General features: G+C 41.3%; 24 protein-coding genes. 18 read left to right on the top strand and 6 right to left on the bottom strand.

The annotated features are described in order from the left end of the window. The first annotated feature begins 193 nt into the window (after positions 1 to 193). From ACIQXN_RS01910 to ACIQXN_RS01890, 5 genes are all read left to right on the top strand, one after another. The gene (locus ACIQXN_RS01910; RefSeq protein ID WP_402961183.1) at positions 194 to 862 is read left to right on the top strand and encodes a DUF975 family protein; all 669 of its coding nucleotides are present in this window, start codon (positions 194 to 196) and stop codon (positions 860 to 862) included. 235 nt (positions 863 to 1,097) lie between these two features. Then, positions 1,098 to 2,327 carry a cytochrome P450 gene (locus ACIQXN_RS01905; protein ID WP_402961181.1) on the top strand — a complete coding sequence of 410 codons (1,230 nt, stop codon included), beginning with the start codon at positions 1,098 to 1,100 and terminating at the stop codon, positions 2,325 to 2,327. A 122-nt stretch (positions 2,328 to 2,449) separates the two neighbouring features. Then, positions 2,450 to 2,605, top strand: coding sequence for a hypothetical protein (locus ACIQXN_RS01900; RefSeq protein WP_402961179.1), 156 nt, complete (start codon positions 2,450 to 2,452; stop codon positions 2,603 to 2,605). 38 nt (positions 2,606 to 2,643) lie between these two features. Continuing rightward, the gene (locus ACIQXN_RS01895; RefSeq protein ID WP_402961177.1) at positions 2,644 to 2,940 is read left to right on the top strand and encodes a transporter suffix domain-containing protein; all 297 of its coding nucleotides are present in this window, start codon (positions 2,644 to 2,646) and stop codon (positions 2,938 to 2,940) included. Then, positions 2,921 to 3,556, top strand: coding sequence for an NUDIX hydrolase (locus ACIQXN_RS01890; RefSeq protein WP_402961175.1), 636 nt, complete (start codon positions 2,921 to 2,923; stop codon positions 3,554 to 3,556). The genes ACIQXN_RS01895 and ACIQXN_RS01890 overlap by 20 nt, the downstream gene beginning before the upstream one ends. 150 nt (positions 3,557 to 3,706) lie before the next feature. Here ACIQXN_RS01890 and ACIQXN_RS01885 read toward each other — a convergent pair whose 3' ends face one another. Continuing rightward, on the bottom strand, positions 3,707 to 4,228 hold the full coding sequence (locus ACIQXN_RS01885; RefSeq protein WP_402961173.1) for a methylated-DNA--[protein]-cysteine S-methyltransferase: 522 nt from the start codon (positions 4,226 to 4,228) through the stop codon (positions 3,707 to 3,709). Positions 4,229 to 4,730: 502 nt separating this feature from the next. On the opposite strand from ACIQXN_RS01885, the gene ACIQXN_RS01880 reads away from it, so the two are divergent. The 10 genes from ACIQXN_RS01880 to ACIQXN_RS01835 all read left to right on the top strand — a co-directional run bounded on the left by ACIQXN_RS01880 (position 4,731) and on the right by ACIQXN_RS01835 (position 18,180). After that, positions 4,731 to 6,326 (top strand): ATP-binding protein, encoded by a 1,596-nt coding sequence (locus ACIQXN_RS01880; RefSeq protein WP_402961171.1) that lies wholly within the window; start codon positions 4,731 to 4,733, stop codon positions 6,324 to 6,326. Continuing rightward, positions 6,323 to 7,009, top strand: a complete 687-nt coding sequence (locus ACIQXN_RS01875) for a response regulator (protein WP_402961168.1) — start codon at positions 6,323 to 6,325, stop codon at positions 7,007 to 7,009. Before ACIQXN_RS01880 ends, ACIQXN_RS01875 begins: the two co-directional genes overlap by 4 nt. A 174-nt stretch (positions 7,010 to 7,183) precedes the next feature. Further along, positions 7,184 to 8,476, top strand: a complete 1,293-nt coding sequence (locus ACIQXN_RS01870; protein WP_402961166.1) for a CitMHS family transporter — start codon at positions 7,184 to 7,186, stop codon at positions 8,474 to 8,476. Positions 8,477 to 8,871: 395 nt separating this feature from the next. Then, positions 8,872 to 9,717, top strand: coding sequence for a VOC family protein (locus ACIQXN_RS01865; protein ID WP_402961163.1), 846 nt, complete (start codon positions 8,872 to 8,874; stop codon positions 9,715 to 9,717). 239 nt (positions 9,718 to 9,956) lie between these two features. Continuing rightward, on the top strand, positions 9,957 to 11,591 hold the full coding sequence (locus ACIQXN_RS01860; protein ID WP_402961160.1) for a spore germination protein: 1,635 nt from the start codon (positions 9,957 to 9,959) through the stop codon (positions 11,589 to 11,591). Next, complete coding sequence (locus ACIQXN_RS01855) at positions 11,578 to 12,810, top strand: Ger(x)C family spore germination protein (RefSeq protein WP_402961158.1); 1,233 nt, start codon at positions 11,578 to 11,580, stop codon at positions 12,808 to 12,810. Before ACIQXN_RS01860 ends, ACIQXN_RS01855 begins: the two co-directional genes overlap by 14 nt. A 21-nt stretch (positions 12,811 to 12,831) precedes the next feature. Then, a complete protein-coding gene (locus ACIQXN_RS01850; RefSeq protein ID WP_402961157.1) occupies positions 12,832 to 13,950 on the top strand; it encodes a GerAB/ArcD/ProY family transporter in 1,119 nt (372 codons plus the stop codon). Between the two features lie 2 nt (positions 13,951 to 13,952). Beyond that, positions 13,953 to 14,201, top strand: a complete 249-nt coding sequence (locus tag ACIQXN_RS01845) for a YczF family membrane protein (protein WP_402961155.1) — start codon at positions 13,953 to 13,955, stop codon at positions 14,199 to 14,201. A gap of 158 nt (positions 14,202 to 14,359) precedes the next feature. Beyond that, positions 14,360 to 17,557 carry an SNF2 helicase associated domain-containing protein gene (locus ACIQXN_RS01840; RefSeq protein WP_402961153.1) on the top strand — a complete coding sequence of 1,066 codons (3,198 nt, stop codon included), beginning with the start codon at positions 14,360 to 14,362 and terminating at the stop codon, positions 17,555 to 17,557. 173 nt (positions 17,558 to 17,730) lie between these two features. Further along, entirely contained in the window at positions 17,731 to 18,180 is a 450-nt protein-coding gene (locus ACIQXN_RS01835; RefSeq protein ID WP_402961151.1) for a hypothetical protein, read from the top strand. A 25-nt stretch (positions 18,181 to 18,205) separates the two neighbouring features. Here the strand turns inward: ACIQXN_RS01835 and ACIQXN_RS01830 are convergent, their stop codons facing one another. The 3 genes from ACIQXN_RS01830 to ACIQXN_RS01820 are packed head-to-tail and all read right to left on the bottom strand — an operon-like array spanning position 18,206 to position 19,184. Beyond that, complete coding sequence (locus ACIQXN_RS01830) at positions 18,206 to 18,391, bottom strand: DUF8096 family protein (protein WP_402961149.1); 186 nt, start codon at positions 18,389 to 18,391, stop codon at positions 18,206 to 18,208. A gap of 52 nt (positions 18,392 to 18,443) precedes the next feature. Then, the gene (locus ACIQXN_RS01825) at positions 18,444 to 18,785 is read right to left on the bottom strand and encodes a DUF3147 family protein (protein ID WP_402961147.1); all 342 of its coding nucleotides are present in this window, start codon (positions 18,783 to 18,785) and stop codon (positions 18,444 to 18,446) included. Beyond that, positions 18,786 to 19,184 carry a MarR family winged helix-turn-helix transcriptional regulator gene (locus ACIQXN_RS01820; RefSeq protein WP_402961144.1) on the bottom strand — a complete coding sequence of 133 codons (399 nt, stop codon included), beginning with the start codon at positions 19,182 to 19,184 and terminating at the stop codon, positions 18,786 to 18,788. 183 nt (positions 19,185 to 19,367) lie between these two features. Here ACIQXN_RS01820 and ACIQXN_RS01815 point away from each other — a divergent pair, with 183 nt between their 5' ends. Further along, positions 19,368 to 20,360, top strand: coding sequence for a tyrosinase family protein (locus tag ACIQXN_RS01815; protein ID WP_402961141.1), 993 nt, complete (start codon positions 19,368 to 19,370; stop codon positions 20,358 to 20,360). Between the two features lie 112 nt (positions 20,361 to 20,472). On the opposite strand, the gene ACIQXN_RS01810 is transcribed toward ACIQXN_RS01815, so the two are convergent. Further along, a complete protein-coding gene (locus tag ACIQXN_RS01810) occupies positions 20,473 to 21,444 on the bottom strand; it encodes a DMT family transporter (RefSeq protein ID WP_402961139.1) in 972 nt (323 codons plus the stop codon). A gap of 460 nt (positions 21,445 to 21,904) precedes the next feature. On the opposite strand from ACIQXN_RS01810, the gene ACIQXN_RS01805 reads away from it, so the two are divergent. Then, complete coding sequence (locus tag ACIQXN_RS01805) at positions 21,905 to 22,189, top strand: transition state genes transcriptional regulator AbrB (RefSeq protein ID WP_402961137.1); 285 nt, start codon at positions 21,905 to 21,907, stop codon at positions 22,187 to 22,189. 144 nt (positions 22,190 to 22,333) lie between these two features. On the opposite strand, the gene ACIQXN_RS01800 is transcribed toward ACIQXN_RS01805, so the two are convergent. Next, on the bottom strand, positions 22,334 to 22,873 hold the full coding sequence (locus ACIQXN_RS01800; protein ID WP_402961135.1) for a GNAT family N-acetyltransferase: 540 nt from the start codon (positions 22,871 to 22,873) through the stop codon (positions 22,334 to 22,336). A 99-nt stretch (positions 22,874 to 22,972) separates the two neighbouring features. Here ACIQXN_RS01800 and ACIQXN_RS01795 point away from each other — a divergent pair, with 99 nt between their 5' ends. Next, the gene (locus ACIQXN_RS01795; protein ID WP_402961133.1) at positions 22,973 to 23,890 is read left to right on the top strand and encodes a helix-turn-helix transcriptional regulator; all 918 of its coding nucleotides are present in this window, start codon (positions 22,973 to 22,975) and stop codon (positions 23,888 to 23,890) included. Positions 23,891 to 23,897: the final 7 nt, after the last annotated feature.

The raw sequence follows: 23,897 nt of genomic DNA, 5'->3' as shown, positions 1-23,897 counted from the left end.
AAAATAGAATATCGAATAAATGAAACAATATACCTATATATAACCTTGGGGATAGAATCTTATGTAAGATCAATTATGGTAGAATAAAATAATAACCAAATTAAGTAACATCAGTATGTTTTATGAATTTTATCGGGACAGATTACATATTCATTAAATAGTACTATGTAAAAAGGAGGAGTGTCATTCAACTATGAAAATCTCAGAATTAAAAAGGGAAGCAAGGCTTTCTCTGAAAGGGAACTGGGGAACGGCCATAGCACTTTCGTTAATCATGTTCTTACTTAACATGGCCCTGCCTACCATCATTGAAGTGATTTTTAGTGGTGGGTGGTCAGCGTGGTCTAATCAGGATGTAGAACCAATAGGGGTAATGGCTTTCAATACGCTTTTATCAATTGCATTGATTCCATTTTCAATAGGGATTTACTGGTATTATCTCGATCTAGTTAGAATGGAAAGTACCTCGTTCGAGAAAGCATTTTCCATCTATACAGATGGAAAGACTTTTTCCAAGGTGATTATCGTTTCAATTGTGCAAGGTATTTTCGTATTCTTATGGTCTTTATTACTTCTCATACCTGGGATCATCAAAAGTCTGGCCTATTCTCAAGTATTTTTCTTATTAAGAGATCATCCCCAATTATCGACACTCGAAGCGATTACAGAGAGCAGAAAAAGGATGAACGGCCTTAAGGGGAAGTATTTCCTTATGATTCTAAGCTTTATAGGATGGGGAATTCTTTGTTTATTCACGGTAGGAATCGGATTTCTATGGTTGTTACCGTATGTCGGGACAACGATGGCTGCCTTTTACAATGAATTGATTGCCTCACAGGATGATAATAAAATAGTAGAATAATTTCTGACCCGGTAGCGAAATCGCTGCCGGTTTTTTTGTCATGGAAATTGGGGGAGAGTTGATTTTTCTTTAGTGGGTAGAAAGTGGCGGTAAGGATGGTTCATGGTCTGTCATGGCCGTTTATCTTATAATGGGATGGTTGTATATTAAAGGTAAATTAAGAGATTAATAAAAAAATGACGATTCTATAACACCTTTTTGGTAGATATTTTAAAAAGATAGGGGAGTCGATATTATGAATGAAGTTATTGCAGTAAAAGAAATTCCACAATTTAAGACGCGTACGGAAGAATTTAATCCATATGAATGGTGCAAAAAAATGTTAGATAGGGATTCCATCATGTATCACGAAGGGACGGATACGTGGAATGCTTTTAAATATGAGCATGTTAAGTTGGTGCTCAGCGATTACAAACACTTTTCGAGTGTAAGGAAACGTACAACGATTTCGGTTGGTGCTGATAGTAAAGAAGGGGCCATCCCTGATAAAATCAACTTGATTGGTGTGGATCCACCCTCCCATCGAAAGCACCGTTCACTATTGGCGGCTGCCTTCACACCAAGAAGTCTAAAAAATTGGGAGCCCCGTATACAAGAAATCGTGAATGAATTGATTGATGAAATAGGAGATTCAGAAATTGATATTGTCCAATCGTTAGCGAGTCCTCTTCCAATCATTATCATGTCCGACTTGATGGGTGTACCCTCAAAAGATCGTTTACTTTTCAAAAAATGGGTGGATATTTTGTTTCTTCCCTATGAAAAGGAAAAAGAAGAAGAGGTCAATAAAAAGAAGCAAATAGCAGCAAAGGAATACTATGAGTATATCTATCCGATCGTTGTGCAAAAACGTTTGAATCCAGCCGATGATATCATATCTGACTTGTTACAGGCGGAAGTGGATGGAGAAACATTCACAGATGATGAAGTAGTACGGACTACGATGCTGATATTGGGAGCGGGAGTTGAAACAACCAGTCACTTGCTGGCCAACACGTTTTATTCGCTTCTGTATGATGACCCTACAGTTTATGAAGAACTTCATCAAAATCCGGATTTGGTTCCACAAGCTGTCGAAGAAATGCTACGCTTCCGTTTCAATCTGATTAAATTGGATCGTACCGTAAAAGAAGATAACGATTTATTGGGAGTGGAACTTAAGAAAGATGACGTCGTGATTGTCTGGATGAGTGCCGCTAATTTGGATGAAGCAATGTTCGAAGATCCGTTTACAGTGAATATCCATCGGCCTAATAATAAGAAACATCTATCGTTTGGAAATGGCGTGCATTTCTGCTTAGGGGCGCCGCTCGCCCGACTTGAAGCGAAAATCGCCCTTACGACATTCGTGAAGAAATATGCCCGCATTGAACCGGTTGATTCTTTCTCTTTAGAAGACATGCTGACCGATGCAGCGACCGGACAAGCATTAACATCCTTGCCGATGAAGGGATATAAAGCCTGAGAAAACAAGGGACTGTCAAAGTGACAGTCCCTTGTTTTGCATTCTAAAGGATATTTGTGAAACGGAACGCCGTTTCATTCGTATACATACATCATACATCAATCTTTTAGGAGGCGATTAGAATGAGGGTAAAGACGTTTTACGGATGGACGGAGAATGGAATGGATAGGAAAGTGAATGAATTCTTAGAGTATGCTTCCATTGAAGTAGTGGACATTAAGTTCGCTACCCCGGTATTTTTTTATAGTGCGATGGTGATATACAAGGAAGTGGTTTAGAGCACAGTAAAGAGTGACCGAAAAAGGGAGGTCTTCTTTTGGAAAAAGAAGCTGTCGTTGTAAGAAAAGAAAGAAAGTCGAAGTTTTATAAAATAGGGATGGTCCTTCTAATTCTGGCGTTACTCACATGGATCATTCCGGTGGTGGCACCTTTTACACCTTTTTCAACAAACACAAAGGCGGTAATCATTGCAGGTGCGATTATTGTTGCCGAAGTCATGTTTTGGGTAGGGGCTATCTTGGTTGGAAAAGAAGTAGCGGCTAAATACAAAGGGTACCTCAATCCTAAAAATTGGAGGAGAAATAAAAGAGAAGGTGAAAGTCATCGAAAATGAAATGCTGAAAATATTTAATGAGGCTAGACACCCTATCGGTGAGGCAACGAGGGAAGAAGTGCATCGGCTTGGACATTGGCATGAGGTATTTCATTGTTGGTTTGTCAGCCGGGAAGAGGAAGTGGATTATCTCTATCTTCAACATCGGTGTGCATTGAAAAAGGACTACCCGGATTTGTTGGATATCACGGCTGCGGGCCATTTACTGGCGGATGAAACTGTACATGACGGTGTAAGAGAAATCAAAGAAGAGATAGGCATAACGGTACCTTTTGATGAGTTGGTTTCATTAGGAGTGATTAAAGACTGCGCGACGATGGAGAATTTCATCGATAAGGAATTGGTTCATCTATTCTTATATAAAAGCACCAATCGCTTTAGTGATTTCGTCTTGCAAAAGGAAGAAGTCTCGGGAATCGTAAAGGTTAAACTGAAGGATTTTGAAAAACTATGGTTCGGTCCTTTAGAAGAAGTACATATTCAGGGATTTGAAATGAATCATCTGGATAAGCGGGTTACTGTTAATCGATATGTGGGGAGGGATCAATTTGTGCCGCACGAAACTTCCTACTATGAAAGTATGATCAGGTCGATTAAGAAAGAATTATCAAAGTAAGAAGAGTGCGGATGTGGTTGTTTTTGTCGAAAAATCGATATATGACGGTTTTTCGACGAAATAAACACTCATTTGGTAGATATATTTTGATTTTAAAAGATAAACTCGCTCCTTAGGTAGATATATCCCTGCGCTGCTGTAAGCAGGTAGTCATTCCTCGTTCTGTGCCTCTAATTGCAGCAAGAATTGCTTCAACTCTACACCACCGCGGTATCCGGTAATGCTACCATTCTTCCCGATGACCCGGTGGCATGGCACGGTAATCAGCACCGGATTGGCACCAATCGCTGTTCCGACCGCACGAACGGCAGTAGGTTTTTGAATGACCTTGGCAATATCGGAATAAGAAGATGTTCTCCCGTACGGAATCTGATTCAATGCTTCCCAAATGGCTAGTTGAAAAGCAGTTCCATGCACATCGACGGGTAAGGAGAAAGTTCGCCGTATCCCCGCAAAATATTCATGCAGTTCTTCAAGATAAGGGTGTAAAGCTTCTTCATTCTCCAAAAGACTGGCCTGAGGAAAGCGTTTTTGCACCCAATTTTCCAGTTCTGCATAGGACTGGCCAGGTGAACCGACATAACAAAGACCTTTGGTCGTTTTCGCTACATATAATTGCCACTTGTCGTATGATAAAATCGCCCAATTAACGGTTTTTTCCATGTTTTTCATGCTCCTTCTTGTTTTTTGATAGCCTAAAGGCGTGATTTTCCGCTTCTTTTCCGACTTCTTACATGTACCTTTCCATATAGTATACAAGAAAGTATACGGAAACCAACAACTTAGGTATAAAAGCAATAGCGTAGTCACCTTTTACAATATGGAATACAAAGTTAAATATGGATAAATAAAGTGGTGTCTATATGATATTTAATTTATTTCTATTAATTTTTCTTATTTTGAGTTTTATATATCTCTATCTTTTTTATTCTAATAAAATAATATTCAAAAAAAGATATATAATAGCCTATCTTGTTCTACAATTAATCTTTCTTTGGGTATTAAAAGAGCAAAAGTGAATTTTTAGATGTTGGACTGGATACCTGGGGTGTTCGGTTCTTTTTATTGTCCGCTTAAATGGATAAGGTATTTTTGTCATATTCATAGTGATGAAGAGATGATAAAATTAAATGACTATTATGACAATATAGAAAATTAGAGGATGAGAGTAAAAATGAAACGTGTGTCACTAGTAACCAAGATTCTTGGGTTGGTCTTATCGTTAAGTTTATTTTTAGTTCTCCTCTTAACTTCTTGCTTTGCCTATATGGAAGGTATGCAAATAGCAGAGGATAAAGGCCACTTGGCTTTGGAGTTATCCAGGACGATTAGCTTTATGCCGACAGTTGAGGAATCACTTGAAATGGAAAATCCTTCTGAAGTCATTCAGCCCATCGTCGAAAAGATTCGGAAGGAAACGGGGGCCGAATTCATCGTTGTGGGGAATGCGGCCGGTATCCGCTACTCTCATCCAGAAGTATCTGAAATCGGAAAACCGATGGAGGGCGGAGATAATGAGCGGGCGTTAGAGAAGGGGGAGTATTATACTTCCGAAGCGGCCGGTTCCCTAGGCCTTTCCATACGGGGGAAGTCCCCGATATTTGATAAAGAAGGCAATATAATTGGAATTGTATCCGTCGGTTTTTTAGTGGAAGATGTTCGCCATCAAATCTTTAAAGCCTTATCCACTGAGATAATCATCTCTCTAGTTGCCATCATGATATCAGTTCTTGGCAGTTATATGCTGGCTAGGAGTATACGAAAAGATACGTTAGGATTAGAGCCCTTTGAAATCGCTAATCTATATAAAGAAAAAAATGCTGTGCTCCAATCGGTAAAAGAAGGGATCATCGCCATCGACCAAAACGGATTGATTACATCGATGAATCAACCGGCAAAGAAAATCCTACATATTCGAGAATCGGTTCGGCATTTAAAAGTGGATGGATTATTTCCTTCAACCTATTTATTTGAAGTGTTGAAATCAGGAAAACCACAAATGGATAAAGAAATATTTTGGAAAGACAAATCCATTATTGTGAATTGCACCCCGATTTTTGATAGTAATGGTGTGAGTGGTGTCGTCGCTTCGTTTCGTGATCGAACGGAAATGGAGGAAATGATAAACACCTTATCAGAAGTGAAAATGCATTCGGAAGATTTAAGGGCACAAACCCATGAATTTGCCAATAAGCTTTATGTACTTTCAGGATTGCTTCAGTTAGGTGAATATGATGAGGCCATAGAGATGATTCAAAGTGAAACATCAGAATTGAAGTCTCTCAACCGTGTCGTGTTCGATCAGATAAAGGATGCGAAGATGCAGGCTCTTTTACTAGGAAAGATAGGCAAAGCCTCAGAAAAGAAGATTAATTTTGAGATAGATCCACAAAGTTACTTAGAGAAACTACCAAGCCATATAAAACTATCACAACTCACCTTGATTCTTGGCAATATCATAGATAATGCCTTCGAAGCAGTTTTTGATATAAAAAAGCCTGAAGTGAAATTTTTCGCCACCGATATTGGAAATGATTTAATCTTTGAAGTGAGTGACAATGGAAAGGGAATTAGAGAAGAGGATATTGCACATCTATTCGATCGTGGTTTCACTTCGAAAACGAGTGAAAATCCAAGGGGCTATGGACTCTATAATGCTGATCAAGTGGTCAAAGAATTGGGAGGCATCATTGAATTTCAAAACGAGGAAGAAAACACTGTATTCACCGTGTATCTTCCCAAAGCACAGATAGGAGGGGAAGAAGGTTGAAAATAAAAGCGATTATAGCGGAAGATGATTTTCGTGTGGCGTCCATCCATGAAAAATTCTTAAAAAACTTTGCAGAAATAGAAGTGGTAGGAAAAGCACTGAATGCAAAACAGACCATGGAAATGTTGAAGGAAAGTAACCCTGACCTGCTTTTTCTTGATGTGTATATGCCAGATCAGCTGGGTACCGATTTGCTTCCGCTCATTCGTCAAGAACATCCGAATGTGGATATTATCATGATTACGGCAGCCACCGAAAAAAGCCAGTTTATAATGGCACTTCACTATGGGGTAGAAAATTATTTGATTAAGCCAGTGGAAATGAAACGATTCAACGAAGTGATTGAAGAGTATCTCAAGAAATCAAACCTTATGCAATCCACACATGAATTAGATCAGGGATTTGTCGATCATATTTTTAAAACAGGGTTATCGAGCCCGAGTCTTAGTACGGTTCCGCTATTGCCAAAAGGAATCGATGAAATCACGTTAGCGAAGGTGATGGAGGTCCTTGAAACGGCAGAGGCGGGGCTGTCAGCCGAGCAAGCGAGCATGCAAATAGGCGCATCCAGGACTACAGCCAGGCGCTATCTGGAATACTTGATATCCGTCCATAAATGTAAGGCGGAAGTCGTGTATGGGGTGGTGGGAAGGCCAGAACGCAGGTATTATAAAATTAAGTGAAGTAATTGAATGCATCCTTCCAAGAGGATGTTTTTTTGTTTGCAATCGTTTTGGCCCGTGAACACAATGAACAAAATCACCATAATAGTTTTAAAATACAATATATTGAAAACGCTTACAACAAAAAATCTATCGAATACAATGTATCTAATTAGAAGATAAGGAGTGATGGATATGCTCGCTATATTAGGTTATTTGATGATACTTGTGTTTATGCTTTTCATTATGACAGGTCGACTATCGGCTATGATTGCCTTGATCGTCGTACCAAGTGTCTTTGCACTTATTGGCGGTTTTGGAAGTGAAATGGGCACCATGGCGTTGGAAGGAATTAAAAGTGTGGCACCCACAGGCATCATGATTCTGTTTGCGATTCTCTTCTTCGGAATTTTGATCGATGCAGGAGTTTTTGATCCAATTATAAGGACCATCCTTAAAATCGTTAAAGGCGATCCGGTAAAAATAGCAATCGGTACCGCTGTTTTAGCATTGCTTATATCTTTAGATGGAGACGGCACGACTACATACATGATCACGATTTCAGCCATGCTTCCGCTATATAAAAGGATTGGGATGAAACCTCTCGTATTGGCAGGAATTGCTGTCTCAGCTTCTGGAGTCATGAACCTTCTTCCTTGGGGAGGTCCGACGGCCAGGGTGATGACAGCGTTAAATCTTGAAATGTCTGAGGTTTTCACGCCTGTCATCCCTGCTATGGTTGGAGGAGTACTCTTCGTCCTGTTCATGGCTTATTGCTTTGGTAAAAAAGAAAGAAAAAGAATTGGGATTATAGATGTGGACTATCATGCTGTCTCTCAACATGCAGCTACCACTGAAGATGCCCACCTTAAGCGTCCGAAATTAATTATTTTTAATTACGCATTGACTTTAGCTGTCCTAGTGGCACTCATCAGTGAATTTATGCCTTCTGTGGTTCTGTTCATGGTCGGATTTGCAATCGCAATTACGATGAACTATCCGAAAATCAGTGATCAAAAAGAACGGGTGGCAAATTATGCCGACAATGCCTTATCAGTTGTTTCCATGATATTTGCAGCAGGCGTTTTCACTGGCATCCTTTCTGGTACAGAAATGGTGGACGCCATGGCCAATTCGTTAATCCAGCATATTCCAGATCAAATGGGTTCACACTTTGCTGTCATCACGGCCATCATAAGCGCTCCTTTTACCTTCTTCATGTCCAATGACGCCTTTTACTATGGAGTGCTTCCGTTGCTTGCAAAGGCAGGGGCTGCTTATGGAATTGATCCAGCCTTGATTGGCAGGGCTTCGCTATTAGGCTTACCGGTTCATCTATTAAGTCCGCTTGTGCCATCTACCTATCTATTGGTTGGGATGGTGGGGGAAGATTTTGGAGCCCTACAGCGCACATTCCTGAAATGGGCTTGTGGATCGACGATTGTCATGATCATGGTGTGTCTAGTCTTAGGAATCATTCCGCTATAGTATTAGCTTATTAGACTACTCTATATTCCTTCAAAAGCACCGTGGGAAATTCCATGGTGCTTTTAATCGTTTCTATAAACCATCTTGACAATATTAGGTTACGTTAATATAATTACTTGCATAAAGTAACTATTAAGAGAGGGAGTAATTGACTAAAAATGAATTGGGTTTACGCATCATTTTAAGACTGATTTTTATCATTCATGGTTATTTAAAGTTACAAGGTGGAATCGATAAGCAGTAGGTTCTTATCGATAGCCTTTGACTACCAGGGTGCATGGCCTATATGGTCACCAGCATCGAATTGGTTGCTGACCTTAGGGCGATACTAGGCATTATAATACGAAAAAAATGCTATGGAATTTTTAAAATATAAAGAAGAGAGGTGTATCAATATGAGTGAATTTCATCGAAAACCCGTAACGTTCGTTGGGGAAGTTAGCATCAATGTCCTGGATTTGGAAGATGCCATTACATTTTATGAAGACGTGATTGGGTTACGCGTATTGGAAAAGACGGATAGCAAAGCCGTGTTAACGACGGACGGAAAAACGCCTTTATTGACACTGGAGCAGCCGAAAGATGTAATTCCTAAGGAAGGACGGACATCAGGGTTATATCATTTTGCCCTTTTGCTGCCGACGCGTGCGGACTTAGCAGTCTTTTTAAGGCATTTGCTAGCGACCCAATATCGTTTCGGAGCAGCAGATCACGGGGTAAGTGAAGCTCTATACATTACAGATCCAGATGGAAATGGCATTGAAGTGTACTATGACCGTCCATCGTTCGAATGGGAATGGACGGAAGGGGAAGTCAAAATGGTGACAGAGCCATTGGATGGGAATGGAATTCTAGCGGAGAGTGATGCTGCATGGAGCGGTTTGCCAGTGGGAACACTGATGGGGCATATTCATTTGCATGTAGCGAATTTACAAGATGCAGAGAAATTTTATGCGTCTGGACTTGGATTCAAGGTCGTAACCCGTTACGAAGGGGCACTTTTTACGTCGACTGGAGGGTATCACCATCATATCGGCTTGAATGTCTGGAATGGCACGGGTGCACCTGCTCCTAAGAAAAATAGTGTAGGGCTAAACTGGTTTACCCTTGTTTATGAAAACGAAGAGGCGAGAAATAAAGTGATTGAACAGTTGAAAGAAATTGGCTCTGTGGTGTCTTTAGAAGCTGAAGATTATGTGGTCACAGATCCTTCAGGAAATGAAATTCATTTAGTGATTTGAATCGTATCCATTCATGTTCCTTTACTATGGTGGGATGCTTTAAATAATCTATTATAGAAATTAAACAGCTCACCTTTATATTTTCAAAGGTGAGCTGTTTTGCTCTATTAAAAGGCATGTGAAAAATGGACTTTCATAAGGAAAGGCCTTTTTTTATGAAGTGTATTCGGTCACTAGGAATAAGAAAAAACTGGCCGGGATAAAATAAACGGAATCGAAAAAGGAATGGGGTTCTGTCCGTGGTGTCTTTTTTCAAACAAAGAGGACGAGTGAAAAAAAATAAGAACGAAAATAAGGGTTCTGAGAAGCAAATGGAAGAGCAACAGCTTTCTTTTTCTATTTCGGAAAACTTGAAATACCTGAAGCAAAAGACGGGAAACAGTGCAGATATCGTTACGCGAACGTTACATATCAGTGAAGATCCACTAATCAAAATCGTAATTGTCCATGTCCAAGGGTTGGTTGACACGTCGACTCTCACGGACTTCCTCATTGAATCCATCATGAAGGATCCTGAATTACAAGTGAATCTAACTGCAGAAAAAGCACTGGATGTGATTACTAACGAGGTGGTTTCGCTTGGAGGTGTCACAATTGTAGAAGATTGGCAGAAGTTATTCTTATCCCTGTTGTCAGGTTCAACCATTATCTTCATCGATGGGACCAATCATGTGCTTGCGGCAAACACGCAAGGTGGACAAAAGCGTGCCGTTCAGGAGCCGACTACACATCTTGCCGTCCGCGGTTCAAAAGAAGGCTTTACGGAATCGATTGAGACGAATATTGCCTTGGTTCGCCGCATTATCAATAATCCTGATTTATGGGTGGAATCCATGAAAATCGGCACGGTGACGAATACGGATGTTTCCATCATGTATATCAATGGCATTGCGAAAGAAAAAGTCATTAAAGAGGTTCGAAAGCGTTTAAAGAGCATTCATATCGATAGCATACTTGAATCAGGATATATTGAGCAGTTGATTGAAGATCAGGCCATGACACCTTTTCCAACCATTGATAATACAGAGAGGCCAGATATGGTCGCAGGAAATCTCCTTGAGGGGAGAGTGGCGATCTTCGTGAACGGGACACCGTTTGTCCTGTTAGTGCCTGCCTTGTTCATCCAGTTCTTTCAATCGGTCGAAGACTATTATAATCGGTTTGATATCGGGACAGCCACACGCTTTTTACGTATAGTGGTCTTCTTGATCTCCTTGATAGGCCCGGCTCTTTATATCGGGGCCACCACTTTCAACCAAGAAATGTTACCGACGCAACTGCTTATCGCCATTGCAGCACAGCGGGAGTCTGTTCCTTTCCCGGCATTTTTCGAAGCACTCATTATGGAAATCGCTTTTGAGATCTTACGGGAAGCCGGGCTCCGGATGCCAAAAGCAATCGGTTCGACCATATCGATCGTCGGGGCTCTGGTGATTGGGCAGGCGGCGGTTCAAGCAGGTGTGGTATCGCCGGCCATGGTCATCATCGTGTCCATTACGGCCATCGCCAGTTTTGCGACCCCGTCCTATTCCATCGCGATTTCTGCACGATTACTTCGTTTTGGATTCATGCTCAGCGCGGCCACACTTGGTCTTTATGGCATCATCTTGGCCTTATTCATTCTAATCGTGCATTTATGCAGTTTACGTTCGTTCGGTGTTCCGTATATGTCACCGCTTGCTCCGTTCATTCCGTCTGAAGTGGGTGAATCTATATTCAGAAAACCCTTGTGGGCAATGGATAAAAGACCTAAATTTATTAGTTCTCCTAAAAATCAGACTAGAGAAGAGAATAGTCAAAAGCCGCAACCTCCTGTATCACGAGGAATGAAAAAGGCTAGGAAGAAACAAGGTGATAACAATGAATCGTCTTAAAAAGTTGCTCTTACTCGTCATGATCCTTCTCACAGCCTTCACGTCTGGTTGCTGGGATAAGCAAGAGTTAAATGGAATAGCTCTCGTCTCGGCAATCGGGGTTGATAAAAGTGAAAAGGGAAATTTGATGGGCTCTTATCAAATTATCAATCCAAGCAATGTGGCCGGGGCCCTGCAGGGTGGGGGAAATGGGGAAAAGCCACCCGTAGCGGTTCTTACTTCGACTGGAAACAATGTGCTGGAGTTGGACCGGACTGCTTCAAGTAAGAGTTCGAGGTATTTATATTTACGGCATGCAAACTTGCTCGTTATAAGTGAGGAGCTAGCTAAAGACAAGGGGATTATTTCTTTCCTGGACGCTTTTGACCGGTCCACTAATTTTCGGTCGACATCGAGGGTCGTGATTGCGCGAGATCTAAAAGCAGCAGACATCATTGAAACGCTGGCATCCGTTGATAAAGTGTCAGGAGAAAAAGTGATTAAAACGATGCAAGCTGCTGAAGAAGAACTAGGAGTAAGCATCAGTGTGAACTTACAAGAACTAATTAAGAACCTCGTTAGTGAGGGGAGAGAGCCGATCATTGGTGGCATTACAATCAAGCAAAAAGGAGATAAGGAAAAGAACAAGAAAATGGACGTTACTGCTTCAACTCTGAACCTTGCTAATCCTATATCATCCGGTATAGGGATCTTTAAGAATGGTAAGTTGGTGGACTGGGTCGATGGAGATAAAGCAAAGGGAACAATGTGGGTTCTAAAAAAGATAAAAACCGTCAATTTAAATATTGATTGGGAAAACGAAAAGGATGCGATTAGTTATCAAGCCGTTCGTCAAAAGACCAAAGTGAAGATGAAAATGAAAAACGGTAAGCCGAAAATGTTCATCAAGGTCCAGGCGGAAGGAGATATACGAGAGGTAAGGGTGCCTCTGGATGTTACCGAAACTCAGGTACTGATGAAAATTGAAAAGAAATTATCGGGTGAAATCAAGAAACAGATAAACGAGGCAATCGCAGTAGCCAAAGAAAATAAAGCGGACATATTCGGTTTCGGTGATATCATCTATCAAAGAGACCCAAAAGCGTGGGAAAAACTAAAAGGTGATTGGCATGAAGTTGCTTTCCCTGCTCTGGAAGTGGATGTTGAGGTGGAGACTTTTATCCGCCGGACAGGCTTACGGAACAAACCCTTTATATCCGAGTTTAAAGACGAAAAATAATCGAAGGGAAGTGAAGCTTTCGTGGAAAAGGCCAAAATCAGCGCTATCCAGCTGTTCGTCCTCATGGTGTTGTTTGAAGTTGGCACGGCGCAGCTTGTCCCACTCGGTAAGGACGCCAAACAGGACGCGTGGATCGTGGTCTTACTTGCCATGCTTGGCGGTTGCTTGTTGTTTTTTATCTACTATGCTTTATACAAATACTATCCAGAAAAGCAATTAACCGGGTTTATAGAAGACATCCTGGGAAATGTGTTGGGCAAGATCGTAGTTTTTCTCTATATCCTCTACTTTATGTATCTTGCCTCCATCGTCTTAAGGGATTTTGGCGAAACGTTGCTGACTTTCGCCTATGCAAAGACCCCACTCTTTTGTGCCAATGCCATGATGATCTTAATCGTGGTCTATGCACTTCGCAAAGGGATTGAAGTGGTGGCGAGGACGGGGGAACTTCTATTTATTATCGCGTTCGTGCTTGCCATCATTTTTATCATCCTGGTCATCGTATCAGGATTCGTCCATATGTCCTTTTTAAGGCCGGTGCTTGAAAGTGGTGGGAAAGAAGTGCTGAAAACCGCTTTCACCAAAACAATCTTTTTCCCTTTTGGAGAGATTGTGGTGTTTACCATGATTTTTCCTTATGTAAGTAAGCCTGATAAATTAATGAAAGCCACCCTGTCTGCCATCATCTTAAGTGGCACATTCCTCACGCTCATTATGGTCATGAATTTAACCGTACTCGGCTTTGATTACGTTGGCCGTTCCCAATATCCATTGCTGACTGTCGTACAGTCGATCGAGTTAGCGGGCTTCATAGAGCGTCTTGATGTATATTTTCTAGTTGAACTGATGATTGGAGGATTCTTTAAGTTGGGTTTATTCCTCTATGCAGCCGTGACAGGGGTCTCTACTTTATTCAACTTCAAAGAACCTTCTCAATTGGTCTATCCGTTGGGAATCGTTGTCCTGATGTCATCGATTCTTATTGCAAGCAGTTATGCGGAACATAGTAAAGAAGTGATCGAATGGTTACCCATGTATGTGCATTTTCCATTCCAAGTCCTCTTGCCCATCATTCTTTTAATCATTGCTTATTTCAAGAATAGGAAAAAAAACAGGACGAGTAAGCCCTATGGAGCGTGAGAATGATGAAGATAATTGGTGTTTCGATTCTGATTTTCGTAATATTAACAGTTTTTTCTATTGGGGTTAATTCGCTTTTAGGCTTGGATTTTGAAAAGTCGATTACGCGTACTTTCGATCCATTCAAGGTGGAGGATACGATTGAATTCGCCATTTTCTGGATCCTACTTCTATTCTTTTTTGCTACACCTCTCAAGAATTCTATTCAAAATAGAAAGAGAGGAAACAAAAACAATAAAAAACAATCATAGACCGTGCAAATTCTCTTTGACTTAAAAGGGAATTTGTCTTTTTTTTATTCTCTTAAATGAGTCGAGAATCGCTTAAAACAAGAAGAAATATGGTACCATTGATAGACCAGTTTTAAAGATCTTGCATGTAGCACACGTCCCCAGGAAGGAGCAAGCCAGTGAATGTTAAAGTGACTATGAACATCATAAAAGATAGGTGCGGTACGGTTTCCTTCAAAAGAGGGGACGCTTTTTATCGTGCTAATAAAGTGCTATTCGACTCATATGGGCCAAATGGCTGCGAAGCGACTGTTAGAGGAGTGGAGGATTTCCACGTCACACTGGAAGTGGATAAGATCGGGGGGCTCCATACGAAGTGCAGCTGCCCCACACTCGTATCCTTTTCAAAGGATTGTCAGCATATTGCGGCCGTATTACTGTCGGTGTACCATCATCAGCGTCAAGGAAGTATCCCGATTATTCATTCAGAAACCAACCAGGTACTGACGGATGGATTGCTGAACCTTTTCAATCATCAGCCGGTGCGTTCAAGCGGACATCAACTTCATTTTGAAAATAGGGAAGTACTTGATACGGAATTTATATGTAAACCTGTGATGGTGACTAAAGGGCAGTATATGTTCGGGATTGAAATGAAGATTGGATCGATCGATGTGCCAAATATCAGGGATTTTCTGATGCGGATAAAAGAAAGGAAGCGTTCCAACGTCTCCCTATCCTTTCAATATGACCCAAGCCTTCATTGTTTTCAAAAAGAAAATGATGCCGTCATTCAGCAGCTGATCACGGTCATTTCTGATGAAAAGGTCTATCTGGATGCTTCCGGTCAATCGGGCTACACACAGATTCATTCCTTATTGCTTCTTCCGCCCTCTTCATGGAAAAGGCTTTTTCCGCTCCTCATCCAAGCCCCCATGGTGAAACTTCAACATGACGGGACAACAGTGGACGGACTGCAAGTATCGGAAGACTTACTACCACTCCAATTTGATTTTACCAAAACCGAAAACAAGGAATATCAGCTGTATATCAACGGGCTGGATTCGGTTATCGTGATGAATACCTATGATGTTGTATTGGTCGATGGCATGCTGTTTTCTTTGAAAAAAGAAGATGGCCAACGCCTTATCGAACTAAAATCGATGCTGGAGACTTCCGGAACGAATCGAATTCCGATTGCTCAGGATCAATTGGATGTATTCCTTGAAAAAGTGGTTCCAGGCTTGAAAAAAATAGGGGTTGTCCATATTTCGGATGCGATTACCGAGCAGTTTGTGAAAACTCCCCTGATTGCCAAATTATACTTGGATCGTGTAAATAACAAATTGCTTGCCGGGCTCGAGTTTCATTATGGCAATATTATGATGAATCCCCTGGAGAGTCGGGAAAACAAAGCAGTCTCCATGCTTATAAGGGATGTGGAGAAGGAAAATATAATTCTAATGTTGATGGAAGAAAGTCAGTTTGGCAAGAATGAGGGCGGCTACTTCTTACATAATGAAGAGCTCGAATACGAGTTTTTGTACCACAGTGTGCCTAAGCTGCAAAAGCTTGTCCAGCTTTATGCGACGACTGCCGTGAGAAGTCGGATTTCCAGAGGGAATCCTCCTCCCCAGGTGCGGATCAAGATCAAAAAGGAACGCACCAATTGGCTGGAATTCAAGTTTGAAATGGACGGGATCCCTGACAAGCAAATACGGGAGATATTAGAGGCACTTGAAGAAAAACGGAAGTATTACCGTCTTCGGAATGGCTCGCTCCTTTCACTTGAAACAAGGGAATTTGAAGAGATCAATCGGTTCTTGAACGCCCTTCCGGTTCAACATGAAGATCTGGAAAGCGGCTTGAATGTACCGATCGTCAAGGGCCTTCAGCTACTTGACTCCGCAGATGATAGCACATTCACGATGGAGGATTCGTTCCGTCAATTTTTGGATAACATTCGCAATCCGAGTACTCTTGAGTTCGAGTTGCCAGAGCAGCTGGAGCCGATATTGCGGGATTACCAGAGAAAAGGCTATAAGTGGATGAAGATTCTTGCAAGGTATGGGTTCGGTGGAATTTTGGCAGATGATATGGGACTTGGCAAAACGCTGCAAAGCATCGCATTTATTCTTTCCGAATTACCTGCCATCCGACAAAGGAAGCTCCCGGTCCTCATCGTTTGCCCCTCTTCCTTGACGTATAACTGGTTGAGTGAATTCATGAAATTCGCCCCGGAGATCCAAGCCGTTGTCATTGATGGCAATCAAAAGGAGCGATCCAAGATACAGAAGGATATGGGCGATATGGATGCCATAATCACGTCTTATCCGCTGTTGCGCAAGGACATCCTCTGGTATGAAAAACAGGAGTTTCATACGGTGTTTTTTGATGAAGCCCAGGCCTTCAAGAACCCTGTGACACAAACGGCCCGGTCTGTGAAGAAAATTAAGGCGGATCACCGTTTTGCTCTCACTGGCACGCCGGTGGAAAACTCTTTGGAAGAACTATGGTCGCTATTTCACGTCGTCTTTCCAGAACTCTTCATGGGTCTGAAGGAATACAGTAATCTCTCACGAAAACAGATTGCTCGCAGAATCCGACCATTTTTGCTGCGCCGGCTGAAAGAAGATGTGCTGGAGGAGCTTCCGGAAAAAATCGAGACGATGGAGTCTGTGGAACTGCTTCCTGATCAGAAGAAACTGTACGCCGCTTACTTGGCCAAACTGCGCGAGGATACGTTGAAACATTTGGACAAAAATACCCTCAAAAAAAATCGGATCAGGATTCTGGCCGGGTTGACCCGGTTACGGCAAATTTGTTGTCATCCTGTCTTGTTTGTTGATGGCTATAAAGGGAGTTCGTCAAAATTTGAACAGCTGATGAAGATTATGGAGGAATCGAGACTTTCCGGAAGAAGGGTACTGATTTTCTCTCAATTCACGAAAATGCTTCAAATCATCGGCAGGGATTTAGCGATACAGGGGCAACCCTTTTTCTACCTGGATGGACAGACTCCATCAAAAGAACGGGTGGAGATTTGCAATCGTTTCAATGCTGGAGAACGTGATGTCTTTCTCATTTCCTTGAAAGCGGGAGGTACGGGACTCAATTTAACGGGTGCCGATACCGTGATTTTATATGACCTTTGGTGGAATCCAGCCGTCGAAGAACAGGCGGCGGACAGAGCACACCGCATGGGTCAGCAAAATGTGGTCCAGGTCATCAAGCTTGTGGCACGGGGCACGATAGAAGAAAAAATGAACGAACTGCAGGAGAAAAAAAGGAACCTGATCGAAGAAATCATTGATTCAGGAAATCAGTCATCGTCTACACTTACCGAAGAAGACATCAAGGAAATACTGATGTTATAGAGAAGATATAGGATAATCAAACGGCTGTCAAAGAGTGAAATGCTCTTGATGGCCGTTTTTTTTTATGGAAGAGTTTAAGATTGATCAGGAATGATCATTTAATGGATTAATTGGTAAATTTTCAGATGGTGAAGCCGATATAAAAAGAAAACCATTTGGAGGTTGGAGGTCACATGATTAAAAAGCTTTTACTGGTCTTCTTTTCCCTATCTCTTTTACCTGGCACAGTTTTTGCTAGCGGTCAGTCCGGACAGTACTATCCACCATCCCATTCGGATTTCTATAACAAGAAGTTTTCATGGCAGATTTTCTTTTCAAATAACGTAAAAAAGGTGGAATTTACTCAATACGATATTAAGATGAAGAAGCGATCTGTCTTGTATCATAAGTCGGTGAAGGGAAATTCTTATCTGTGGGTGGACTTCTATTGTAAAGGGATGGTGAGTGTGGAGTTTTTTGATAAGAAAGGCAAGGTAGTCGATTCATTCATTAGAGGCACGGCAGAGAAATACTTGGATGATTCTTCTTGTTCGTATCCATATGCGGCCACTTTTTCCGATTATGATGATAAGAAGGGCAGGTATGCAAGTGATACGTTCAAGAAAAAAACGAAAAGAAAATAAACAAAAACCCTATCGTAAAATAGGGTCAAATTGATTTCTTCATGCCGCATTCCCTGCATGTGCGAATATATACATAATCCTTAACGGAACTTTTGAACTGAGCATTGCCGCAATTGTCACAACGACCACTAACTATGTCAGGATACTCTGCATAATCATAAATGATTGTGGTGTCATATACCTTTTTTTCTTTTGGAGTTTCTTCAGACAAAGCAAATCACCTTCATTTTGTTATTTAACATACTTATCATACCAAAACGGAATCACGAAACAAACCCATCGAAGATATATTTTTGTGCGGTTAAAAATATCGCCCAAGCCACGATTCCAAGTGGAATGGCTAGCGCTAAATGAAGCGATTGCTTTAATGAAATATAAATCACAAGGAGCATGAAGGCTGTTGCCGGAAAGCCTGCCAGGACGCCAAGTGTGAATGTATTGATGTTCTGAGTGGGTTCTCCTTGAACAGTTAACCAAATGATACTTAGAATACTGATTAAAGGTAAAGCAGCCACGATTCCCCCATATAAAGGAAATCGTCTAGCCAGTTCGGTTACGATTCCTATAATGGCAGCTGAACTGATTATTTTAATGAACAAATACATTCAAGTAGATACCTCGCTTAATAAACGGAATGCTTCTTTTATCTTTTCCCTTTCAGCAACTGATAATTTGCTAAGCGCATTTTGTAGTTTTTCTTCATCCAATTCCGTATTCTTTCTTAAGACCGCTAAACCGCCATCCGTTAGATGTAAATACACTTTACGCTGGTCATCTTCAGATCTCTCCTTGATCACCCACCCATGCTGGACTAATTTTTTTACATGCTCGGAAGCCGTATTTTGTGAAATCGATAATTGCTCAGCGATATCGCGGATCACGACATACCGCCTTTTTTGAATCGTTTGCAAAATCCGGACACTTTGATGGGAAATGGCCTCTTGGTGCTTGGGGTGTAGATGAAAATAGATGTTGGTGAAGTAGTTATTGATATCTGAAATCATGATAAAACCACCTTTTTAAATCGTTTGTAACGATTATATCGTTAAATGCGATATAAATGCAAATGAGGTTTCCTGTGCCCATTTTCCGAAATCTCCGCTTTTGACCCATAACGGTTCTAGCATCTCTGTCTTAAAATATCAAAGGGTTTAGGATAGATGACCATTTAGAAATGAGGTAAAACCATGACACTTGAGTATAATGTTAGGAAGAATGTTCTCCACCTTACGGATAAGGAAAAACGAAAATATATCAATGCGGTTTTAGCTTTAAAGGAAAAAGGAGTATACGATCGGTATGTGGCTTGGCATGCGGCAGGTGGTGGCTTTCAAACACCGCCTGGAGGTGATAAGTCTGCTGATAGACCTGCACACCAACATGGTAATCCCAGTGCGAAGAATGTCGCAGAAAACTTACATGGAAGCCATAGGGATCGCAGAAGTGCAGCGCATATGGGCCCGGCGTTTCTGCCATGGCATCGCGATTTCCTTTGGCGTTTTGAACGAGATCTCCAGAGGATTGACCCGAGTGTCACCATTCCTTATTGGGATTGGGCTGCAGATTCGGAATTGGAAGATCCCTCAGCATCTCCGATATGGAGCAATGATTTCATGGGAGGGAATGGAAATAGGAGAAGGGAATTCCTCGTCACCGAGGGACCTTTTGCGGCTGGACAGTGGGAAGTCATTGATGAACAGGGGAATCCTGCAGGAGGCTTAAGACGAAACTTTGCGGCAAGTGAACCGGTAGCGACCTTGCCGACGAAAGAAGATGTGAGCGAAGTTTTAAAGGTCACTCCCTATGATTCTCCTCCGTGGGATACGACAAGCAACCCGAGTTTCCGTAATCAACTTGAAGGATTTATTGATGGACCACAATTGCATAATCGAGTCCATGGGTGGGTTGGAGGACATATGGGTTCTGTACCGACCTCACCGAATGATCCCGTCTTCTTTTTACATCATGCGAATGTAGACCGGATATGGGTGATGTGGAAAATCCTTAACCGGAATGAAAGGTATATGCCAAGAAGAGGAGGACCTTTCAGCCATAATTTACACGACCCCATGTTCCCGTGGGACACGACTCCTAAAGACATGATCAACCATCGGAAGCTCGGATATATTTACGATATGGAACGGAAGTCCTTAAAAAGCGGCAAGGGACACGATCACTAACGATTCGAAATGGGATGGTTTTAGAAAATCCTTAGAAAACGATAGCATAACAAAGAAGGAAGCTATCAGCTTCCTTCTTTGTAGTAAATCAGGCAGTTTGTAACCCATTCCTTTAGGCACTTGTAGTGACTGTACCGGATTTCCTTTCATTACGATGTGACGCGGAACTATGAAAAACCATCCCTAGGATCACGATGAAGATTCCTAACCAGGATAAGGGAGAGGGAATCGGGAGTGATAAAAATAATAATTCACCTGCTAGCGCAAACAGGACTTCCATGGATTGTGTCGCTTCAACGGAAGCTAATTTCTGCATATCCCCACGTACCATATCGGTGGCCTTGAAAAAAAGGACCGTTGCGATGACACCTGAAAAAAGGGCTACCAAAAGCGATTGGAAACTCTGCATCTTCGTTGGCGCCCCGACTGTTAAAAAGCCATACAAAGAAAGTAAGAACCAAAACGGAAGACTTGCCAAGGTCATGCCCAACACCCGTTGGTAGGCATCCAAACGTCCTCGAGAAACATCCATCATTTTACGATTTCCAAGTGGGTAAGCAAAGGAAGCGATAAGGACGGGCACGACGCCTAATAAGAGATTGCTAAACGGAATATGCTTCGTATGCTCCACTTGCATCAAAATGATTCCAATCAGAATGATCAAGGACATGCTTAGCCCTTTCAAGGAAATCTTTCCTCTTTGGCTTAAAAGTCCGTCTTTCGTGTCGACGCTTTCAAAAAATAGCGGGGCGAGTAAAGCACCGGATATGATCGTGATTTGCCAAGTCCCGGCGATCAACCAGCCAGGTGAGTAAGCGGAAGCATAGCATAAGGGAGCATAGAATAATCCAAACCCGACAAAACTCCAAAGTAGCCAGGTGCCGGGTTGTTCTTTCATCACGTGTATGAGGGGACGAAGGTTTTTCCTGCTAAGGACGATACATAGTAGAAAAGGAACCATAAAGATATATCGCAGTGAAGCACTCCAGATCCAGCTTCCTCCAGCCAGTTCCATCGACTGATTGAGAACGAACGTAAAAGCAAAAAAGAGAGCGGAACAAACCCCTATTAAAATCGGTCGCAAACGACTCACCTCTATCTGTTTTTCGAGTCAGCAACCAGCCAAGACTCTATAAAATCTTTATTTATCAAGTGCAAGAGAATGATTGAAAAAATTTACTTATATTTGTTAAATTGTCTATCAGTTACAAAATAAAATCAATAAGGTTTTATGTAAAAATAAAAAACTCCTTTAATTCGACAAAAAACGACAATGTGTAAATGTTGGTATATTTGAAGATAATTTCATTTAAAATTATGCTGATATATGAAATATCCAATAAATAATCTCTTGAAAGCTAATAATTTAGTATAATATCAGTATTTAAAACGATTTTTCGTAATTTGAATCTGGAAGGTAGATAATATATTAAGATACGGTAATTGACGAAATTGGGAAGGGGTGGTATCTTTAAAAAGAGAAAAGAATGTCGAATTTTGACGAAAACAATAATGCATAATAATAAATAGTGAGGTTATGACAAATGAAATCTACAGGTATCGTACGTAAAGTTGATGAATTAGGACGGGTGGTAATTCCAATCGAATTACGCCGTACATTAGGAATTAAAGAGAAAGACGCTTTGGAAATCTATGTAGAACAAGAGCGTATCATTCTTCAAAAATATAAACCGAACATGACGTGTCAAGTAACAGGTGAAACATCTGATGACAATATGAAACTTGCAGATGGTAAGTTAATTCTTAGCCAAGAAGGCGCTGAACTTCTAATTAAAGAAATTCAAGCTAGTCTTGAAACAGCTAAATAATCGGTTTTTAAAAAAGTGCAACGGGGAACTTACCCGCTGCACTTTTTTTATTTCTACGAACATAAAAATCTTTAACAAGGGAGAAGGGAAAAGAGCATAAGAAGGCGCAGCCTTTTTGAACGTAGAATTCCTTCTAATATCAGGTTAATCATTTGGATTGATTATGGCTAATATCTGGTGATCTTCCCAGCGACCATTTATCTTTACACTTTTTTTTGCGATTCCTTCTTTATGAAAACCGGCTTTTTCCAAAACGCGTATGGAACCTACGTTATGTGGCATAACACCAGCCTCTATCCTATGTAAACCAACCGTTTCAAAAGCATAATCCACCACCATTTTAGCAGCTTCTGTAGTGTACCCATTTCCATTATTTTTTTGGTCTAAGTCATAACCCATGGTGGCACTTTGAAGGGGACCGCGAATAATATGAAACAGGCTGATCGTTCCTATTAGCTCATGAGTTGTATTCAGGAAAATTCCAAAATGGTAACTACTATCTTCTTTTGATTTTTTTTCGCCAGTTATTATTATTTCTTTTTGTTTTTCTAAAGAATAGTAGTTAGATGAACGATTTGTCGAGAAAGGTTCAAAGAACTCCTTATTTTCCACTAGCAATTGTAGTAAATTTTCAGCATCTGATAGTATAAGCGGTCTTATATATATATGATTACTGGATAACACGATTGACCTCCTTCAAATAATGGAATATATTTCATTATACACGATCATGATAATAGCAAAGACAAAGATAACCAGGGAAGTGAAACGGAGGGATACTATATGAAATTGGAACGTTTGATTTCTATGATTTACAAGTTGTTGAACAATGAAGTTCTATCCGCCTCGATGCTAGCTGAGGAGTTTCAAGTTTCCACCAGAACCATCTATAGGGATATTGATGTAATCTGTGCAGCGGGCTTTCCGGTCCTATCATTTCAAGGAAATAAAGGTGGATTTGGCATGATGGACGGATACAAAATGGATAAAAGCTTGCTCGGTTCCTATGATGTGGATTCCCTGATCACCGTGCTCAGAAGTCTATCCACCGTATTTGAAGATGAGCGTGTTCAGGGGACGATTGAACGACTGCAAACGGTTGGAACAAAACCTCAGATGCCGAGTCTAGCGATGGATTTTGAAACCCTCCGTACGGATCCCGTTGCACTTCGTCATTTACGCACGGGCATTATGGAACGAAAAGTCGTCCGTTTTGATTACATCAATGCAAATAATGAATGTACGACCCGTGAGATGGAACCGTTGCAGCTGCATTTTAAATATGGAAATTGGTACATATATGGATATTGCCGAAGACGGAGGGATTATCGAGAGTTCCGACTATCCCGGATGATGAATTCTTTCCTGACAGAGGAAACCTTTCAACCGCATGACGAATTGCTAATAGAGGCTAGAACAGTAGAAAGTGGATGGCAAGGTCAGGTAAGTGATGTAGTGTTTAGGATAGGTCCGAAAGCGTTAGCAGAAGCGATGGATCATTTTCACCAGGCGGAAAAGCAATTACATGACGATGGAAGTATGATCATGCGTATCCCTGTATATCAGCCGTTGGAAGCGCGATGGCTTTGGTCGTTTCTCTTGAGTTTGGGCAGTGGGGTTGAAGTACTTGAGCCTCTTGAACTGCGAGGAATCTTAAAAGAACAACTTCAAAATGCACTGAAAATTTATGGAGAAGTATGACAGACTG

Origin of the sequence: Peribacillus sp. NPDC097295 (assembly GCF_044761665.1) — a bacterium.
Lineage (GTDB): Bacteria > Bacillota > Bacilli > Bacillales > DSM-1321 > Peribacillus.
This window is presented reverse-complemented; position numbering and strand designations above follow the sequence as displayed.

Bases quoted from the DNA above. Each gene is read 5' to 3' on its own strand.
- ACIQXN_RS01910 (WP_402961183.1), top strand. From the start codon at position 194: ATGAAAATCTCAGAATTAAAAAGGGAAGCAAGGCTTTCTCTGAAAGGG.
- ACIQXN_RS01905 (WP_402961181.1), top strand. From the start codon at position 1,098: ATGAATGAAGTTATTGCAGTAAAAGAAATTCCACAATTTAAGACGCGT.
- ACIQXN_RS01900 (WP_402961179.1), top strand. From the start codon at position 2,450: ATGAGGGTAAAGACGTTTTACGGATGGACGGAGAATGGAATGGATAGG.
- ACIQXN_RS01885 (WP_402961173.1), bottom strand. From the start codon at position 4,228: ATGAAAAACATGGAAAAAACCGTTAATTGGGCGATTTTATCATACGAC.
- ACIQXN_RS01880 (WP_402961171.1), top strand. From the start codon at position 4,731: ATGAAACGTGTGTCACTAGTAACCAAGATTCTTGGGTTGGTCTTATCG.
- ACIQXN_RS01870 (WP_402961166.1), top strand. From the start codon at position 7,184: ATGCTCGCTATATTAGGTTATTTGATGATACTTGTGTTTATGCTTTTC.
- ACIQXN_RS01865 (WP_402961163.1), top strand. From the start codon at position 8,872: ATGAGTGAATTTCATCGAAAACCCGTAACGTTCGTTGGGGAAGTTAGC.
- ACIQXN_RS01855 (WP_402961158.1), top strand. From the start codon at position 11,578: ATGAATCGTCTTAAAAAGTTGCTCTTACTCGTCATGATCCTTCTCACA.
- ACIQXN_RS01845 (WP_402961155.1), top strand. From the start codon at position 13,953: ATGATGAAGATAATTGGTGTTTCGATTCTGATTTTCGTAATATTAACA.
- ACIQXN_RS01835 (WP_402961151.1), top strand. From the start codon at position 17,731: ATGATTAAAAAGCTTTTACTGGTCTTCTTTTCCCTATCTCTTTTACCT.
- ACIQXN_RS01825 (WP_402961147.1), bottom strand. From the start codon at position 18,785: ATGTATTTGTTCATTAAAATAATCAGTTCAGCTGCCATTATAGGAATC.
- ACIQXN_RS01820 (WP_402961144.1), bottom strand. From the start codon at position 19,184: ATGATTTCAGATATCAATAACTACTTCACCAACATCTATTTTCATCTA.
- ACIQXN_RS01815 (WP_402961141.1), top strand. From the start codon at position 19,368: ATGACACTTGAGTATAATGTTAGGAAGAATGTTCTCCACCTTACGGAT.
- ACIQXN_RS01805 (WP_402961137.1), top strand. From the start codon at position 21,905: ATGAAATCTACAGGTATCGTACGTAAAGTTGATGAATTAGGACGGGTG.
- ACIQXN_RS01795 (WP_402961133.1), top strand. From the start codon at position 22,973: ATGAAATTGGAACGTTTGATTTCTATGATTTACAAGTTGTTGAACAAT.